General features: G+C 66.9%; 15 protein-coding genes. 13 read left to right on the top strand and 2 right to left on the bottom strand.

Translation table 11 applies throughout. The annotated features are described in order from the left end of the window. Positions 1-10: 10 nt before the first annotated feature. The 7 genes from ACS5NL_RS08640 to ACS5NL_RS08610 all read left to right on the top strand — a co-directional run bounded on the left by ACS5NL_RS08640 (position 11) and on the right by ACS5NL_RS08610 (position 8,103). Positions 11-1,018: an adenosine deaminase gene (locus ACS5NL_RS08640; RefSeq protein WP_439353321.1), complete on the top strand. Its 1,008-nt coding sequence runs from the start codon at positions 11-13 to the stop codon at positions 1,016-1,018. Between the two features lie 86 nt (positions 1,019-1,104). Beyond that, the gene (locus ACS5NL_RS08635; protein WP_439353320.1) at positions 1,105-2,181 is read left to right on the top strand and encodes a BMP family ABC transporter substrate-binding protein; all 1,077 of its coding nucleotides are present in this window, start codon (positions 1,105-1,107) and stop codon (positions 2,179-2,181) included. 97 nt (positions 2,182-2,278) lie between these two features. Beyond that, positions 2,279-3,553 carry a guanine deaminase gene (gene guaD / locus ACS5NL_RS08630; RefSeq protein WP_439353319.1) on the top strand — a complete coding sequence of 425 codons (1,275 nt, stop codon included), beginning with the start codon at positions 2,279-2,281 and terminating at the stop codon, positions 3,551-3,553. 63 nt (positions 3,554-3,616) lie between these two features. Next, positions 3,617-4,186, top strand: a complete 570-nt coding sequence (gene dcd, locus ACS5NL_RS08625) for a dCTP deaminase (protein ID WP_439353318.1) — start codon at positions 3,617-3,619, stop codon at positions 4,184-4,186. A gap of 169 nt (positions 4,187-4,355) precedes the next feature. Further along, positions 4,356-5,459 (top strand): fatty acid desaturase, encoded by a 1,104-nt coding sequence (locus tag ACS5NL_RS08620; RefSeq protein ID WP_439353317.1) that lies wholly within the window; start codon positions 4,356-4,358, stop codon positions 5,457-5,459. A 113-nt stretch (positions 5,460-5,572) separates the two neighbouring features. After that, positions 5,573-6,490 carry a KPN_02809 family neutral zinc metallopeptidase gene (gene ypfJ / locus ACS5NL_RS08615; protein WP_439353316.1) on the top strand — a complete coding sequence of 306 codons (918 nt, stop codon included), beginning with the start codon at positions 5,573-5,575 and terminating at the stop codon, positions 6,488-6,490. Positions 6,491-6,594: 104 nt separating this feature from the next. Then, positions 6,595-8,103: a DEAD/DEAH box helicase gene (locus tag ACS5NL_RS08610; RefSeq protein ID WP_439353315.1), complete on the top strand. Its 1,509-nt coding sequence runs from the start codon at positions 6,595-6,597 to the stop codon at positions 8,101-8,103. An 8-nt stretch (positions 8,104-8,111) separates the two neighbouring features. On the opposite strand, the gene ACS5NL_RS08605 is transcribed toward ACS5NL_RS08610, so the two are convergent. Beyond that, positions 8,112-8,942, bottom strand: coding sequence for a symmetrical bis(5'-nucleosyl)-tetraphosphatase (locus ACS5NL_RS08605; protein WP_439353314.1), 831 nt, complete (start codon positions 8,940-8,942; stop codon positions 8,112-8,114). A gap of 9 nt (positions 8,943-8,951) precedes the next feature. Here ACS5NL_RS08605 and ACS5NL_RS08600 point away from each other — a divergent pair, with 9 nt between their 5' ends. Further along, the gene (locus tag ACS5NL_RS08600) at positions 8,952-10,250 is read left to right on the top strand and encodes a hemolysin family protein (protein WP_439353313.1); all 1,299 of its coding nucleotides are present in this window, start codon (positions 8,952-8,954) and stop codon (positions 10,248-10,250) included. On the opposite strand, the gene ACS5NL_RS08595 is transcribed toward ACS5NL_RS08600, so the two are convergent. Beyond that, the gene (locus ACS5NL_RS08595; protein ID WP_439353312.1) at positions 10,237-11,130 is read right to left on the bottom strand and encodes a LysR family transcriptional regulator; all 894 of its coding nucleotides are present in this window, start codon (positions 11,128-11,130) and stop codon (positions 10,237-10,239) included. The genes ACS5NL_RS08600 and ACS5NL_RS08595 overlap by 14 nt on opposite strands. Positions 11,131-11,246: 116 nt before the next feature. On the opposite strand from ACS5NL_RS08595, the gene ACS5NL_RS08590 reads away from it, so the two are divergent. The 5 genes from ACS5NL_RS08590 to ACS5NL_RS08570 all read left to right on the top strand — a co-directional run bounded on the left by ACS5NL_RS08590 (position 11,247) and on the right by ACS5NL_RS08570 (position 16,721). After that, positions 11,247-12,668, top strand: coding sequence for a form I ribulose bisphosphate carboxylase large subunit (locus ACS5NL_RS08590; RefSeq protein ID WP_439353311.1), 1,422 nt, complete (start codon positions 11,247-11,249; stop codon positions 12,666-12,668). A 33-nt stretch (positions 12,669-12,701) separates the two neighbouring features. Beyond that, entirely contained in the window at positions 12,702-13,055 is a 354-nt protein-coding gene (locus ACS5NL_RS08585; protein WP_439353310.1) for a ribulose bisphosphate carboxylase small subunit, read from the top strand. Positions 13,056-13,211: 156 nt separating this feature from the next. Then, positions 13,212-14,015, top strand: a complete 804-nt coding sequence (locus ACS5NL_RS08580) for a CbbQ/NirQ/NorQ/GpvN family protein (protein ID WP_439353309.1) — start codon at positions 13,212-13,214, stop codon at positions 14,013-14,015. Between the two features lie 16 nt (positions 14,016-14,031). Continuing rightward, on the top strand, positions 14,032-16,389 hold the full coding sequence (locus ACS5NL_RS08575) for a nitric oxide reductase activation protein NorD (protein WP_439353308.1): 2,358 nt from the start codon (positions 14,032-14,034) through the stop codon (positions 16,387-16,389). A gap of 14 nt (positions 16,390-16,403) precedes the next feature. Next, positions 16,404-16,721 (top strand): hypothetical protein, encoded by a 318-nt coding sequence (locus ACS5NL_RS08570; RefSeq protein WP_439353307.1) that lies wholly within the window; start codon positions 16,404-16,406, stop codon positions 16,719-16,721. The last annotated feature ends 7 nt before the right edge of the window (positions 16,722-16,728 follow it).

Below are 16,728 nucleotides of genomic sequence, written 5' to 3'. Positions count from 1 at the left end.
AGGAAACTCCATGAATGCCATCGAACTCGCGCGAGCGATTCCCAAGGCCGAGCTGCACATCCACATCGAAGGCTCGCTGGAGCCGGAGCTGATCTTTGCGCTGGCGCAGCGCAATGGCGTGGCTTTGAGCTATCCCAGCGTGGAGGCGCTGCGCGCGGCCTACGCCTTCACCGACCTGCAGAGCTTCCTGGACATCTACTACGCCGGCGCCAGCGTGCTGCTGACCGCGCAGGACTTCCACGACATGGCCTGGGCCTACTTCCTGCGCGCCAGGGCCGACCACGTCCTGCACACCGAGCTGTTCTTCGACCCACAGACCCACACGGCGCGCGGCGTGCCGATCGCGGCGGTGATCGAGGGGCTGACGGGCGCCTGCCGCCAGGCCGAGGCCGAACTCGGCATCAGCTCGGCGCTGATCCTGTGTTTCCTGCGCCATCTGAGCGAAGAGGATGCGTTCGCCACGCTGGAAGCCGCACTGCCTTACCGCGAGCACTTCATCGGCGTTGGCCTCGATTCGAGTGAGCTGGGGCACCCGCCATCGAAGTTCCAGCGCGTCTTCGCGCGCTGCCGCGAACTGGGGCTGAAGCTGGTCGCACACGCCGGCGAGGAGGGGCCGCCAGCCTACATGCGCGAGGCGATCGACCTGTTGCAGGTGCAGCGCATCGACCACGGCGTGGCCGTGATGCAGGACGCCGCACTGATGGCGGAACTGGCGCGTTCGCGCATGCCGCTGACGGTGTGCCCGCTGTCCAATCTCAAGCTGTGCGTGGTGAAGGACCTGCGCGACCACCCGCTCAAGAAGATGCTCGACGCCGGGCTGTGCGCCACGGTCAACTCCGACGACCCGGCCTATTTCGGCGGCTACATGAACGCGAACTTCGAACAGACCGTGCAGGCGCTTCAACTCAGCCGCGAGGACGTGATCCGGCTGGCGAAGAACAGTTTCGAGGCCAGCTTCGTCAGTGAAGAGCGGCGGACGGCCTGTCTGGAAGAACTGGAGCGCGTGACCGCGGCCTGATCCGCTCCGGTAAAATCTCAGGCAGCGAGCCGGTGCTTCCCCGGCTCGCTTCTTTTTGTCCCCCGGAAGCCATGTAGAGGACCACCATGTACAAAAACCTCGCAGCCGCACTCGCGGCCGCCTGTTTTTTCTCCCCCGCTTTTTCCCAACCGCCGGCCCCGCCGGTCAAGGCTGCCTTCGTCTACGTCGCACCGTTGACCGACGCGGGCTGGGTGCGCCAGCACGACCAGGGCCGCCTCGCGGTCGAGGCCGCCTTGCCCGGTCAGGTCAAGACCACGTTCGTCGAGAACGTGGCCGAAGGCCCGGATGCCGAGCGCGTGATCCGTGACCTGGCGATGCAGGGCAACCAGATCATCTTCACGCCCAGCTTCGGCTACATGGAGCCCACGCTCAAGGTGGCCCAGGAGTTTCCGGGCGTGAAGTTCGAGTCGGTCACCGGTTTCAAGACGGCACCCAACGTGGCCGCGTCCAACGCGCGCTACTACGAAGGCCGCTATCTCGCCGGCATCGCCGCAGGGCGGATGGCGACGCAGGCCGGCTATGTCGCCGGTTTCCCGATTCCCGAGGTGATCCAGGGCATCAACGCCTTTGCCCTGGGCATGCGCTCGGTCAACCCCAAGGCCACCGTGCGCGTGGTGTTCCTGGGCGAGTGGTTCAACCCACCGCGCGAGCGCGACGCTGCGCTGAGCTTGATGAACCAGGGCGCCGAAGTGCTGGCGTTCCACACCGGCTCCAACGCGGTGATGGTGGCGGCGCAGGAGCGCGGCAAACTCGCCGTGGCCTACCACTCCGACATGCGCAAGGTCGCGCCCGACGCGCAGGTGGCGGCGGTCACGCACCAGTGGGGCGACTACTACACGCGCCGCGTCAAGGCGGTGCTGGACGGCAGCTGGAAAAGCGGCCAGGTGTGGGGCGGTGTGCGCGAGGGCATGATCCGCGTCGACAGCTTCGGCAGCAAGGTGCCCGCCGCCGTGCAGGCCGAGGTGCAGAAGCGGCAGGCCGAGATGGCTGCCGGCAAGCTGGCGGTGTTCACCGGTGGCCAGCACGGCGTGAAGGACAACGAAGGCAAGACCGTGATCGCTCCCGGACAGTCGCTGCAGGACGAGGCCATCCTCGGCATGAACTGGTTTGTCGACGGTGTGATTGGCAAGATCTCGCGCTGAAGCAGGACACGGTTGTGTGACAGGTTGCACGGCCCGATGAGGGTTATGCAACAGGCGGTATGCGCGGCACTGGCGTGGCGGATAAGCTTCGCCGGTGATGAAAGCCTACCGCGCTGCACTGCTCCGATTCGGCGACGACCACCAACCCCTGTATGAATCCGACGGCCTGCTGGTCGTCGGGCCCGATGCGCATGGCCGCAAGGTAGTGCGCGCCGTCGGCGACCACGACACGCTGATCGACCGCTTTGCCGGTGTGGCGGTGGAAGACCTTCGAGGGCATCTGATTGCACCGGGCTTCATCGACCTGCACGTGCATTACCCGCAGACCGACGTGATCGGTGCGCCCGCAGCCGGCCTGCTGCCCTGGCTCGAGAACTACACCTTTCCCCACGAATCGCGCTTCGCCGACAAGGACTACGCACGCGGCGTGGCCGAGTTCTTCTTCGACGAGCTGGCGCGCCACGGCGTCACCACCGCGCTGACCTTCGCCACCTCGCACCCTGCGTCGGTCGACGCCGCGTTCGACGCGGCGCAGGCAAGGGGTCTGCGCTTCATCACCGGTAAGGTGCTGCAGGACCGTCACAGCCCCGACGGCGTGCGCGACCAGACCGAGCAGAGCCTGATCGACACCGAAGCACTGATCCGGCGCTGGCACGGCGTGGACCGGCTGGGCTACGCCATCACCCCGCGCTTTGCGCCCACCAGCAGCGAGGCGCAACTGCGTGGTGCGGGCGAGCTGGCGGCCAAGTACGGCGACGTGTGGATCCAGTCGCATGTGGCCGAAAACCACGATGAGGTGCGCTGGGTGGCCGAGCTGTACCCGCAGGCGCGCAGCTACTTGGGGGTGTACGGCGACTTCGGCCTGCTGCGCGAGCGTGCCGTCTACGCCCATTGCATCCACCTGGATGCGCACGACCGGCTTCTCATGCGTGAAACCGGCACGGCCGCGGCCGTCAGTCCCACCAGCAACCTTTTCCTGGGCAGCGGCTTCTTCGACTACGCCGCGGCCGACGCGGCCGGCATGCGCTACGGCCTGGCCAGCGATGTGGGCGGCGGGACCAGCTTCTCGCCCTTCCACACCATGATGGCCGCCTACTACGTGGGGCGCGAAGGGCACACCAAGCCGGGGCTGAGTCTCTCGCCGGGCCAGCTCTGGTGGCAACACACGGCGGGCGCCGCGCGCGCGCTCGGTCTGGACGGCGTGGTCGGCAACCTGCAGCCGGGCCACGAAGCCGACTTCGTGGTGCTGAACCCGAAGGCCACGCCACTGCTGGCGCGCAAGACGGCGCAGGCCGGCAGCCTGGATGAGCTGCTGTTCGCGCTGATCGTGCTGGGCGACGACCGGGTCGTGGTGCGCGCTCACACGGCGTGATGTCTGGAGACGGCGCCGGGTGCGCCGTCCTTACAATTGCGGGCTATTCACGGAGCACGCAGCATGAGCATCAAGAGCGACAAATGGATCCGCCGCATGGCCGAGCAGCACGGCATGATCGAGCCTTTCGAGCCGGGCCAGATCCGGCAGAACGCCGCGGGCCAGAAGATCGTCAGCTACGGCACCAGCAGCTACGGCTACGACATCCGCTGCGCGCCCGAATTCAAGGTCTTCACCAACATCCACAGCACCGTGGTGGATCCGAAGAACTTTGACGAGAACAGCTTCGTGGACATCAACAAGGATGTCTGCGTGATCCCGCCCAACAGCTTTGCGCTGGCCCGCACGATGGAGTATTTCCGCATCCCGCGCAGCGTGCTCACCATCTGCCTGGGCAAGAGCACCTACGCCCGCTGCGGCATCATCGTCAACGTCACTCCCTTCGAGCCTGAGTGGGAGGGGTATGTGACGCTGGAGTTCTCCAACACCACACCGTTGCCGGCCAAGATCTACGCCGGTGAAGGCTGCGCCCAGGTGCTGTTCTTCGAGAGCGACGAGGTCTGCGAGACCAGCTACAAGGACCGCGGCGGCAAGTACCAGGGCCAGGTCGGCGTCACCCTGCCCAAGACCTGAGCGCTTGCTTTTGGCCGGAAAGGCCCTATTTCTGCCTTGATATTTGTCAGGCAGTCTTCACGCGCGCCAGATAAAATTAGGGAGATCTCTCGATTCGGCGCCGGAATGCGGCGAAATTGAGGCCTCACATGGTGCCCGCCAGCCGGGTGTTAGCTCCTACCGACCCAGAATGTCCGACCCGAACGTCCACGCCTTGCCCCCCGAGCCGATTCCGCTCGGGCAGCCCCTGCCGCACCGCAAAGTGATCCGCGGCTGGCTGACACCGATCGCCGAGCAACGCACGGCGCTGGGCATCGTGCTGCTGGCTGTCGACTGGGCGGTGTTCCTGGCCCTGATCGTCGGGACGGTGCTGCTGGACGCCTGGTGGGCCAAGCTGCTGTGCGGCCTGGTCGCCGGCTTTGTCATCGGCCGCCTGTTCATCATCGGCCACGACGCCTGCCATCAGAGCTACACCCCGCACCGCGGCCTCAACCGCATCCTGGGCCGCATCGCGATGATGCCCTCGCTCACCCCCTACAGCCTGTGGGAAGTCGGGCACAACGTCGTGCACCACGGCTACACCAACCTCAAGGGTGTGGACTTCGTCTGGGCGCCGCTGACCCGCGAAGAGTTCGATGGCCTCAAGCCCGGTCGCCGTTTCATGGAGCGCATCTACCGCAGTGGCTGGGGCCCAGCGCTGTATTACCTGGTCGAGATGTGGTGGAACCGCATGTACTTCCCGCGCAAGACCTACATGGGCACCAACCGCCCGGAGTTCACGCGCGACGGCGTGCTGGTGACGGTCTATGCCGTGCTGTGGATCGCCGCCCTGATCGGCGCCGCCTACGGCACCGGCCAGTCGGCCTGGGCACTGGTGGGCTATGGCTTCGTGGTGCCGTTCCTGTTCTGGAACGCGATGATCGGTTTCGTGGTCTACGTGCACCACACGCACACCGCCGTGCAGTGGCACGACGACAAACACGCCTGGGCCAGGGCGGCTCCCTTCGTCTCGACTACGGTGCACCTGACCTTCCCGATGAAGATCGGCGCCCTGATGCACCACATCATGGAGCACACCGCCCACCATGTGGATATGAGCGTGCCGCTGTACAAGCTCAAGAACGCGCAGAAGCTGCTGGAAGACACGCTGCCCGGCCGCATCATCATCCAGCGCTTCTCCTGGCGCTGGTACTTCGAGACCGCGCGCAAGTGCAAGCTCTACGACTTCACGCGCCGCTGCTGGACCGACTTCCAGGGCCGCCCGACCAGCGACTTCAAGCCCGCGGTGGCCTGAAGACCACAGCTCCGGTACTTTCGCAAGCGCTGCCTCGGCAGCGCTTTTTGTTGCTGCTTTCGTTTGCATAATGCAGCGTTGGCCCCGACGCTGGTGGCCCGAGGAGCGCACAGATGAAATGGGAAAACAACCGCCAGTCGGACAACATCGAAGACCGCCGCAGCGAGAGCGGCGGCATGGGTGGCATGTTCGGTGGTGGAGGTGGTGCGCCACGCCGTGTGGGTGGCCGGGGCATCGGTTTCGGCACCATCGTGATCGCGCTGCTGGCCAGCTGGATCTTCGGCATCAATCCGCTGACCGTGCTGGGCGTGCTCGGCGGTGGCGGTGACCTGGCGCCCGACTCGGCCCAGACCGCGCCCGCGCCATCGGGCAGGACCGACAAGCCCGACGACGAGATGGGACGGTTCGTGTCCTCGGTGCTGGCCGGGACCGAAGACGTCTGGACCACGCTGTTCCAGCAGAGTGGCAGCCAGTACGAGAAGCCGCACATGGTGCTCTACCGCGGTGTCACGCCCACCGCCTGCGGCACCGGTCAGTCGGCCATGGGGCCGTTCTACTGCCCGGGCGACCACAAGGTCTACATCGATCTGGCGTTTTACGACACCATGCGCCGCCAGCTCGGCGCGCCGGGCGACTTTGCCCAGGCCTACGTGATCGCGCACGAGGTCGGCCATCACGTGCAGAACCTCACCGGGATTTCCGGCAAGGTCGAGCAGGCCAGGCAGCGTGTGAGCGAGCGCGAGTACAACGCGCTGTCGGTGCGGCTGGAGCTGCAGGCCGACTGTTTTGCCGGCATCTGGGCGTTCCACAACCACAAGAGCAAGGCGATCCTGGAGCCGGGTGACGTCGAGGAAGCGCTCAATGCCGCGGCGGCCATCGGCGACGACACACTGCAGAAACGCAGCCAGGGTTATGCGGTGCCCGACAGTTTCACCCACGGCACCAGCGAACAGCGCCAGCGCTGGTTCCACAAGGGACTGGAAGCGGGCAACGTCCAGGCCTGCGACACCTTCAACACGCGCCAGCTCTGACCCTGTCCCGGCGGTCTGGGGGAGACCCTTGGCGGCGGCCTTGTAAGTGGCATCTGGGCCTGAAAGGGTCAAAGTGAGACAATAAGGGGCTAACCCGAAAGTCCATGACCCAATCCTTTTCCGAACTCCAGCTCTCTCCCAACCTTGCCCGCGCCATTGCGGAGATGGGCTACGAGAGCATGACGCCCATCCAGGCAGAGGCCATTCCGGTCGTGCTGCAAGGGCGTGACGTGATGGGTGCCGCGCAGACCGGCACCGGCAAGACGGCGGCCTTCTCGCTGCCGCTGCTGCAGCGCATGCTCAAGCACGAGAACGCCTCCACCTCCCCCGCCCGCCATCCCGTGCGCGCCCTGGTGCTGCTGCCCACGCGCGAGCTGGCCGACCAGGTGGCCGACCAGATCAAGCAGTACGCCAAGTACACCCAGCTGCGCAGCACCGTGGTGTTTGGCGGCATGGACATGAAGCCGCAGACGCTGGAGCTCAAGAAGGGCGTCGAGGTGCTGGTGGCCACGCCGGGCCGGCTGCTGGACCACATCGAGGCCAAGAACGCGGTGCTCAACCAGGTCGAGTACGTGGTGCTCGACGAGGCCGACCGCATGCTGGACATCGGGTTCCTGCCCGACCTGCAGCGCATCCTGAGCTACCTGCCCAAGACCCGCACCACGCTGCTGTTCTCGGCGACGTTCTCGCCCGAAATCAAGCGCCTGGCCGGCAGCTACCTGCAGGACCCGATCACCATCGAGGTCGCGCGTTCCAACGCCACGGCCTCGACCGTGGAGCAGCACTTCTACCGCGTCGACGACGACGACAAGCGCGCCGTGCTGCGCCAGATCGTGCGCGAGCGAGGCGTGACGCAGGCCTTCGTGTTCGTCAACAGCAAGCTCGGTTGCGCCCGCCTGGCGCGTTCGCTGGAGCGCGACGGTCTCAAGACCACGGCGCTGCACGGCGACAAGAGCCAGGACGAGCGCCTGAAGGCGCTGGACGCGTTCAAGCAGGGCCAGGTCGATCTGCTGGTCTGTACCGACGTGGCCGCGCGCGGCCTGGACATCAAGGACGTGCCGGCGGTGTTCAACTTCGACATCCCGTTCAACGCCGAAGACTATGTGCACCGCATCGGCCGCACCGGTCGCGCCGGCGCCTCCGGCCTGGCCGTCTCCTTCGTGAGTGGCAAGGACACGCGCCTGATGGGCGACATCGAGAAGCTGATCGGCAAGAAGTTCGAGCTCGAAGCGGTGGAACTGGAGGCCGACAAGCGCCCGGCCGGCCGTTTCAACGACGGGCAGCGCGCCTGGCGCGAGGGCGATGCGGGCAACGCCGAAGGCCCGCGCGATGGCGGGCGTGAAGGCCGCGAAATCCGCGAAGCGCGCCAGAGCCGCGAAGGCCGTTCCAGCCGCGAGGACCGGGCCGCCGACCGCCGCCCGATGCGGCCTGCGCGCGCGCCGGCCGATCCGCTGTTCGACAAACCTTACGAACCGACACCGGCCAACGACGCCAAGCCGGCGTGGGAAGAGGCGGCGCCCAAGCCGAGCCGCCTCTCGCCGAACATCAAGACGCGCAAGAAGGTGGCTGCGCTGTTCAAGCCGACCGAGAGCACCCCGACGGAAAACGCCTGAGCGTTGGCTCAGGCCAGCCCGGGTTTCTGGGCCTGCTCGCAGCGTACGTGGATGCGTTCCACGCCGCCGGTACCGATCCGAGCCGCCGTCAGGCAACCGCCCCAGACGCAGCCTGTGTCCAGCGCCAGCAGGTCGCTGCGATGCACATCGCCCAGGGTCGACCAGTGGCCGAATGCGATCCGTTCGCCGCCGCTGCGCCGGTCGGGCACCTCGAACCAGGGCATGAACCCCTCGGGTGCCGACGCGGCGCTGTCCTTGGTCTCGAACTCCATCACGCCATCGGAGCTGCAGAACCGCAGCCGGGTCAGCGCATTGACGATCACGCGCAGGCGGTCCAGGCCCCGCAGATCGTCGCTCCAGCGGTCCGGGCGGTTTCCGTACATGTTGTGCAGGAACACGCCCCAGTCCGGTCCCCGCAGTTCGTTTTCCAGTTCCCGGGCCAGCGCCAGCGTCTGCGCCGCGTCCCATTGCGGCAGCGCGCCCGCGTGCACCATCAGCCAGCCCTGCACCTGCAGCGCCATCGGTCGCTTGCGCAGCCAGTCGAGCAGCGGGTCCCGGTCGGGTGCCTGCAGGATGTCGTCCAGCGTGTCGCTGCGGTGCGGCTTGCGCACGCCGTGTGCGACCGCCAGCAGGTGCAGGTCGTGGTTGCCCAGCAGGCAGTCCGCCGCGCCGTCGAGCGCCACCATGCGCCGCAACACCGCCAGCGATTGCGGGCCACGGTTGACCAGGTCGCCCAGGAGGACCAGGGTGTCGCGGCTGGGTGAAAACGCGATTTCGTCGAGCAGGCGGCCCAGGGCCGCGTCGCAGCCCTGCACATCGCCGATCAGGTAAAGTGCCATCGCCCGATTATGGATACCCTGCTCATCATCTTCCTCACCCTGCTCAACGGCGCGTTCGCGATGTCCGAGATGTCGCTGGCGGCCAGCCGCAAGGCCAGGCTCACCGCGATGGCCGAGGCGGGCGACAAGGGCGCGCAGACCGCGCTGCTGCTGCTGGAGCACCCGACCCAGTTCCTGTCGTCGGTGCAGGTGGGCATCACCTCGATCGGCATGCTCAACGGCATCGTGGGCGAGGCCGCGTTCAGCGATGGCGTGGCGGCGTCGCTGGTGGGCTGGGGTCTCGCGGCGCGCACCGCCGAGGCCGTGGCGACCGGCATCGTGGTGGCGGTCATCACCTTCGTGACCATCGTCTTCGGCGAACTGGTGCCCAAACGCATCGGCCAGCTCTATCCGGAAACCGTGGCGCGCTGGGTGTCGCGGCCCATGGCTTTCGTGGCCAAGGCGGCCAAACCCTTTGTCTGGTTGCTGACGCACACCACGCAGTGGGTGCTCAAGCTGCTGCGCATCGACACCAATGCGCAGCAGTTCGTGACCGAAGAAGAAATCAACGCCAGCCTGGAGGAGGGGGTGGACGCCGGCATCATCGAGGCGCACGAGCACCAGATGGTGCGCAACGTGTTCCTGCTCGACGACCGGCAGCTGATTTCGATCATGGTGCCGCGCGCCGACATCCGCTGGCTCGACGCGTCGGACAGCGTGGAGCATGGGGCGGCCCGGGCCTGGTCCGACGGGCACTCGTGGTACCCGGTGTGCCGTGGCGGACTCGACGATGTGGTCGGGGTGATCCATCTGCCGCGCCTGCTGGCGCTGCGCGAGTCGAATGCGGCGGGAACCATCGGTGAGCACGCGCAGCCCGCCACCTTCGTGCCCGAGACGCTGACGGGCATGGAACTGCTGGAGCAGTTCCGCGCCCGCGCCACGCGCATGGCCTTCGTGGTCGACGAGTACGGCGTGGTGCAGGGCCTGATGACGCCGCTGGACCTGCTCGAAGCCATCACTGGCGAGCTGTCGCCGGAGCGGCCGGTCGACGCCTGGGCGACCCGGCAGGACGACGGCTCCTGGCGGGTCGATGGCGCGATGCCGGTGGCCGAGCTCAAGGCCCGGCTGGACATCGACGAACTGCCGGAAGAAGACCGCGGCCGCTACAACACCGTGGCGGGCCTGATGCAGAGCGTGGCCGGCGAACTGCTGGCACAGGGCGACCACATCGACTGTGCGGGCTGGCGCTTCGAGGTGATCAAGCTCGAAGGGCGTCGCATCGACCAGGTGCAGATCCGCACGCTCGCCCACACCCTCAGCGGTGCGTGAACAGCCACTCCCGGAACGCCTGCGCCGCCGCCGACAGACGCTTGCCGCGCGGCACCACGACATGCCAGCGGCGGATCAGCGGAAAGCCTTTCACATCCAGCTGCACCAGTTCGCCCAGCGCGAGTTCGGCCGTCACCGTGTGCGCTGACAGCACGGCCAGACCCAGGCCGCCGGCCACAGTCTGCTTGATCGCCTCGTTGCTGCCCACCTCCAGCCGGTTCTTCAGCGTGATGCCGTGCGTCGCGAAGAATTTTTCGGTGGTCAGCCGTGTGCCCGAGCCGGCCTCGCGCAGGATGAAAGGCTCGTCCCTGAGGCGCGCGGGCGCGATGCGTTGCCGGCCCACCAGCGGATGTCCGGGTGGCGCCACCAGCACCAGCGGGTTGTCGGCAAACGGCTCGCTCAGCACGTCCAGCTGCTCGGGTGGCTGGCCCATGATGTAGAGATCGTCCTGGTTGTTCGCCAGGCGTTGCAGCAGGTTCTCGCGGTTGCCCACCACCATGGCGACGTCGATGCCGGGGTGCGCTGCGCAGAAGCCGCCCAGCAGCTTGGGCACCGTGTACTTCACCGTGGTCAGGATGGCCAGCTTGAGGCTGCCGCGCTCGATGCCCTGCAAGGCCGACAGGTCTTCCGAGAGCCGTTCCAGCCGCGCCTGGATGTCGCCGCAGGCCTCGGCCAGGGCCTGACCCGCCGCCGTCAGGTAGATCTTCTTGCCCAGTTGCTCGAACAGCGGCTGACCCACGGTTTCCGACAGCTGCTTGACCTGCAGCGAGAGCGTGGGCGGCGAGAGGTGCAGGGCCTCGGCCGCGCGCGCGAAGCTGTTGTGCTGCGCGACCGCGTGAAAGATGCGCAACTGGTGAAGGGTGGCGTGGCGCAGGTTCAAGATGGCCTCATATTGTTTTGAAAATCAAAACGTCATCGTAAGAACATTTTACTTTTATTTATTGTTGATCCGCCCAAAAATCCGTCCCATTCCATCCAACACAAGGAGCAATGCAGATGGCGACGAAGACCTACAACGCGGGCGTCAAGGAATACCGCAGCACGTACTGGGAACCCCACTACACCCCCAAGGACACCGACATCCTGGCGTGTTTCAAGATCACGCCGCAGGCCGGCGTGGACCGCGAGGAAGTGGCCGCCGCCGTGGCCGCCGAGTCGTCCACCGGCACCTGGACCACGGTCTGGACCGACCTGCTGACCGACCTGGACTACTACAAGGGCCGCGCCTACCGCATCGAGGACGTGCCCGGCGACGACACCTGCTTCTACGCCTTCGTGGCCTACCCGATCGACCTGTTCGAAGAAGGTTCGGTGGTCAACGTGCTGACTTCGCTGGTGGGCAATGTGTTCGGTTTCAAGGCCCTGCGCGCCCTGCGGCTGGAAGACATCCGCTTCCCGATCGCGTACGTGAAGACCTGCGGCGGCCCGCCCCACGGCATCCAGGTCGAGCGCGACATCATGAACAAGTACGGCCGCCCGCTGCTGGGCTGCACCATCAAGCCCAAGCTCGGGCTCTCGGGCAAGAACTACGGCCGCGCCGTGTACGAATGCCTGCGCGGTGGCCTGGACTTCACCAAGGACGACGAGAACGTCAACAGCCAGCCCTTCATGCGGTGGCGCCAGCGCTTCGACTTCGTGCAGGAAGCCATCGAGAAGGCCGAGCGCGAGACCGGCGAGCGCAAGGGCCACTACCTGAACGTGACCGCGCCCACGCCCGAAGAGATGTACAAGCGCGCCGAGTACGCCAAGGAGTTGGGCTCGCCGATCATCATGCACGACTACCTGACCGGTGGCCTGTGCGCCAACACGGGGCTGGCCAACTGGTGCCGCGACAACGGCATGCTGCTGCACATCCACCGTGCCATGCACGCCGTGCTCGACCGCAACCCGCACCACGGCATCCACTTCCGCGTGCTGACCAAGGTGCTGCGCCTCTCGGGCGGCGACCACCTGCACTCCGGCACCGTGGTGGGCAAGCTCGAAGGTGACCGCGCCTCCACCCTGGGCTGGATCGACCTCATGCGCGACGCGTTCATCAAGGAAGACCGCAGCCGCGGCATCTTCTTCGACCAGGACTTCGGCTCCATGCCCGGCGTGATCCCGGTCGCCTCCGGCGGCATCCACGTCTGGCACATGCCGGCGCTGGTCAACATCTTCGGTGACGACTCGGTGCTGCAGTTCGGTGGCGGCACGCTGGGCCACCCCTGGGGCAACGCCGCCGGCGCCGCCGCCAACCGCGTCGCGCTGGAAGCCTGCGTCAAGGCACGCAACGAAGGCGTGGCGGTGGAGAAGGAAGGCAAGGCCGTGCTGAGCGAGGCCGCCAAACACTCGCCCGAACTCAGGATCGCCATGGAAACCTGGAAAGAGATCAAGTTCGAGTTCGACACGGTCGACAAGCTCGACCTGGCCCACAAGTGATCACGCCCCACCGATTCTGAAAGGACACACACCATGAGCATGCAGGACTACCACAGCCGCCTCTCCGACCCCGCCAGCCGCAAGTTCGAGACCTTCTCGTACCTGCCCGCGATGACCACCGAAGAAATCCGAAAGCAGGTGGAATACCTCGTGAAGAAGGGCCTGAACCCGGCCATCGAACACACCGAGCCGCAGTACCTGATGGACTCCTACTGGTACATGTGGAAGCTGCCCATGTTCGGCGAGACCGATGTGGACAAGGTGCTGGCCGAGTGCGAGGCCTGCCGCCAGGCCAACCCCGACAACCACGTGCGCCTGATCGGCTACGACAACTTCAAGCAGTCGCAGGGCGCTTCGATGGTCATCTTCCGGGGAAAAACGGTCTGATGGTTGACCTCTCCGCGCCGCGCTCCGAAGAGCGGGGCGCGGGGTGGCTGACGCAGTGAGGTCAAGGGGGAGACGGCCGCAGGCCGGCGGAGGACACGAACGGAGTCGGCCGCCCCGTGCCACGCGGTGCAGGCCAACGAAGTACAGGAGACGAACATGAGCAACACCATCGACGCCTACAGCGTCGCGCAACAACCCTACTACCGCCCGGTGGCCGACGAGGTCGAGCTGTTCGAGGCGGCCTATTCGGTGCGCATGCCCATGATGCTCAAGGGCCCCACCGGCTGCGGCAAGACCCGCTTCGTCGAGCACATGGCCTGGAAGCTCAACAAGCCCCTCATCACCGTCGCCTGCAACGAAGACATGACGGCCAGCGACCTCGTCGGCCGCTTCCTGCTCGACGCCAACGGCACCCGCTGGCAGGACGGCCCGCTGGCCACCGCCGCGCGCCACGGCGCCATCTGCTACCTCGACGAAGTCGTCGAAGCGCGGCAGGACACGACGGTGGTGATCCACCCGCTGACCGACAACCGCCGCGTGCTGCCGCTGGAGAAGAAGGGCGAGCTGGTCAAGGCCCACCCCGACTTCCAGATCGTCATCTCCTACAACCCGGGCTACCAGAGCCTGATGAAGGACCTGAAGCAGTCGACCAAGCAGCGTTTCGGCGCGCTCGATTTCAACTACCCCGAACACGCTGTCGAAGCCGAGATCGTGGCGCACGAAACCGGCGTGGGTCTGGACGTCGCCGGCAAGCTGGTCGGCATCGCCGAGCGCGCACGCAACCTCAAGGGCCACGGCCTGGACGAGGGCATCTCCACCCGCATGCTGATCTACGCGGGCAGCCTGATTGCCCAGGGCGTGGCCGCGCAGGCCGCCTGCCGCGTGGCCCTGGTGCGCCCGATCACGGACGATCCGGACATGCGCGATGCGCTGGATGCAGCCGTCGCGACGTTCTTCTGATACGGCAGGCTTCGCCATGAGCGTCCACCTCCACGACCACGCCGAGTGGACCGACCCGCTGGAGCCCTCCTCGCGCGAGCTGCTGGAGCGTTGCTGGCCGGATGCGACCAAGGTGTTCTCCGCGCGCGGGCTGGACAACTACGTCAAGGGTGCCGCCGCGTTGCGCGGCCTGGGCCGGGGCCACGAGCTGGTCAACGCCTGGATCGATGGCGCGCCGCAGGTGGCGCAGGAGATCGGCGAGGACGTGGTCGGTGAACTGGCGACCACCGCGCTGCTGCTCTCGTCCAAGACCTCCGGATCGGTGATCGAGCTGGTGCTGGCGACCGCGCCCACTGCCGCACGCCGCCTGGCCGATGGCGCGCTGTTCCTGCAGTACCTGCAGTTCCTCAACACGCTCGTGGCGCAGGCGCCGCGCGGCCTGCGGCCCATGCTGGGGCAGCTCGACGCGCTGTTCGGCCAGCTCACACTCGGCGGTCTGCGGCGCTGGGCCACCTGGGGTGCGCAGGCGCACCGCACGAACTATGAGGAACAGATCGCCTACTTCGGCCTGCAGTCCAAAGAGTCGCTGGCCATGCTGCAGAAGGAGCGCAAGGGCACGCTGCTGGTGGACGTGCAGCGGCGCATCAACATGTACCTGCGTGCGCTCTGGGGCCGCGACTTCTACATGCGCCCCACGGCCGGGGATTTTGAATCCCGCGACGGCTACCGCCCCTTCATCGAGGACCACTTCATCCACCTGCCCGACGCCTACGACGCGATCGAAGGCAATGCCGGCAACGTGGACGCCACGCAGCTGTACCGCGCCGCCGCCGCGCACGCCGCTGCGCATCTGGTGTTCACGCGCCGGCCGATCTCGGCCGAGTCGCTCAGCCCCTGGCAGATGGCGCTGATCGGCCTGGTGGAGGACGCGCGGGTGGAAGCGCTGACGCTGGCGCGTTTTCCCGGCCTGCGTCCGCTCTGGGCGCAGCTGCACACCGCGCAGGCTGCGCAAAACCAGACGGCCGGTGACTGGCTGAACCGCCTGGCGCGCGCGCTGCTCGACCCGGCCTTTGAAGACGCGCATCCCTGGATCGCGCAGGGCCGCGCGCTGCTGGCCGAGGCCTTGCCGCGCATGCAGACCGATCCGCACGACCCCACCGTGTCCTGGGAGATCGGCGTGCAGCTGGCACACCGCTACCGCGAGTTCACGCAAGGCCCGAGCTTCCAGCCGCGCACCGACCTGCAGAGCGCGGCCTACCGCGACGACAACCGCTACTTCTGGGCCTTCGACGGCTTCGACTTCGAGCGCTCCATCGCGGCCGGTTACGAACCGCCGCAGCAGCTGCGCAAGCAGGTCAACCTGATGGAATTCGTCAACGAGCTGGAGGTCGAAGGAGCGGGCGACGACGCGCAGGAGGTCTGGGTGCTTGGCACCGAACTCTTCCCCTACGAAGACCTGGGCGTGTCCTTCAATGAAAGCGAAGGCCGCGAGCCGGTGTTGCCGCCGGTGCACTACGGCGAGTGGGACCACCTGATCCAGCTCGAACGCCCGGCCTGGGCCACGGTGCAGGAGCGCCGCCCCAGGGCCGGCGACGCGGCGGTGATCGACGGCATCCTCACTGAACACCGGCGCCTGATCGGCCGCATGAAACACATCCTGGACGCGATGCAGCCGCAGGGCGTGCAGCGCATCCGCCAGCTCGAAGACGGCGACGAGATCGACCTCAACGCCGCGCTGGCCTCGGTGATCGAGATGCGCATGGGGCGCCAGCCCGACCCGCGCATCATGATGCGCAGCGTGCGCAAGACGCGTGACATCTCGGTCCTCGTCTTGCTCGATCTCTCTCAATCGACGAACGACAAGGTCGCGGGCCAGGAGCACACGGTGCTGGAACTCACGCGCGCGGCCTGCGCGCTGCTGGCCGACGCGATCCAGAAGGTGGGCGACCCGTTCGCCATCCACGGCTTCTGCTCCGACGGCCGGCACGACGTGAACTACTGGCGCTTCAAGGACTTTGACCAGCCCTACGACGCGCTGGCCAAGGCCCGCCTGGCCGGCATGGAAGGGCAGCTCTCCACCCGCATGGGCGCGGCCATCCGCCACGCCACCGCCGCGCTGAAGGCGCAGCGCAGCGGCAAGAAGCTGCTGCTCGTCATCACCGACGGCGAACCGGCCGACGTGGACGTGCGCGATCCGCAGTACCTGCGCCACGACACCAAAAAGGCGGTGGAAGAAGCGGGCCGCCACGGGGTCATCACCTACTGCATGAGCCTGGACCCGCGCGCCGATCAGTACGTGCGCCGTATCTTCGGCGAGCGCCACTACCTGGTGGTGGACAAGGTCGAACGACTGCCCGAAAAACTGCCGGTGCTGTACGCTGGCCTGACGCGATAACCCGGAACCCCACCATGAGCATGATCCACAGCCGCCAGCAGACCTACGCCGGCATCGCCCACGAAGAGCACCACGGCATGACCATGACCGGGCGCATCGTCCGCGACGCCTGGGTGTTCGGCCTGCTGCCCGAGGGCGATGGTTTTGCGGGCAAGAGCGCGGGCGATCTGCAGAACCTGTTCGAGGCCGTGCACAAGGCCTGGGAGCGCTACGGCCAGTTGCCCAGCCGCCTGCCAGCCGAACTGGCGCAGCGCCACGAGCGCATCCACGCCGAAGCGGTGACGCGGGCCAGATCGATGGGCTGGGACGCCGAGCTGGGCGACGACGACTGAGGCCGCT

Origin of the sequence: Hydrogenophaga sedimenti, from assembly GCF_051857515.1 — a bacterium.
In the GTDB taxonomy this organism is placed as follows: Bacteria; Pseudomonadota; Gammaproteobacteria; order Burkholderiales; family Burkholderiaceae_C; genus Hydrogenophaga.
The sequence above is the reverse complement of the archived record's forward strand: the minus strand, read 5'-3'. Positions and strand labels throughout refer to the sequence as shown.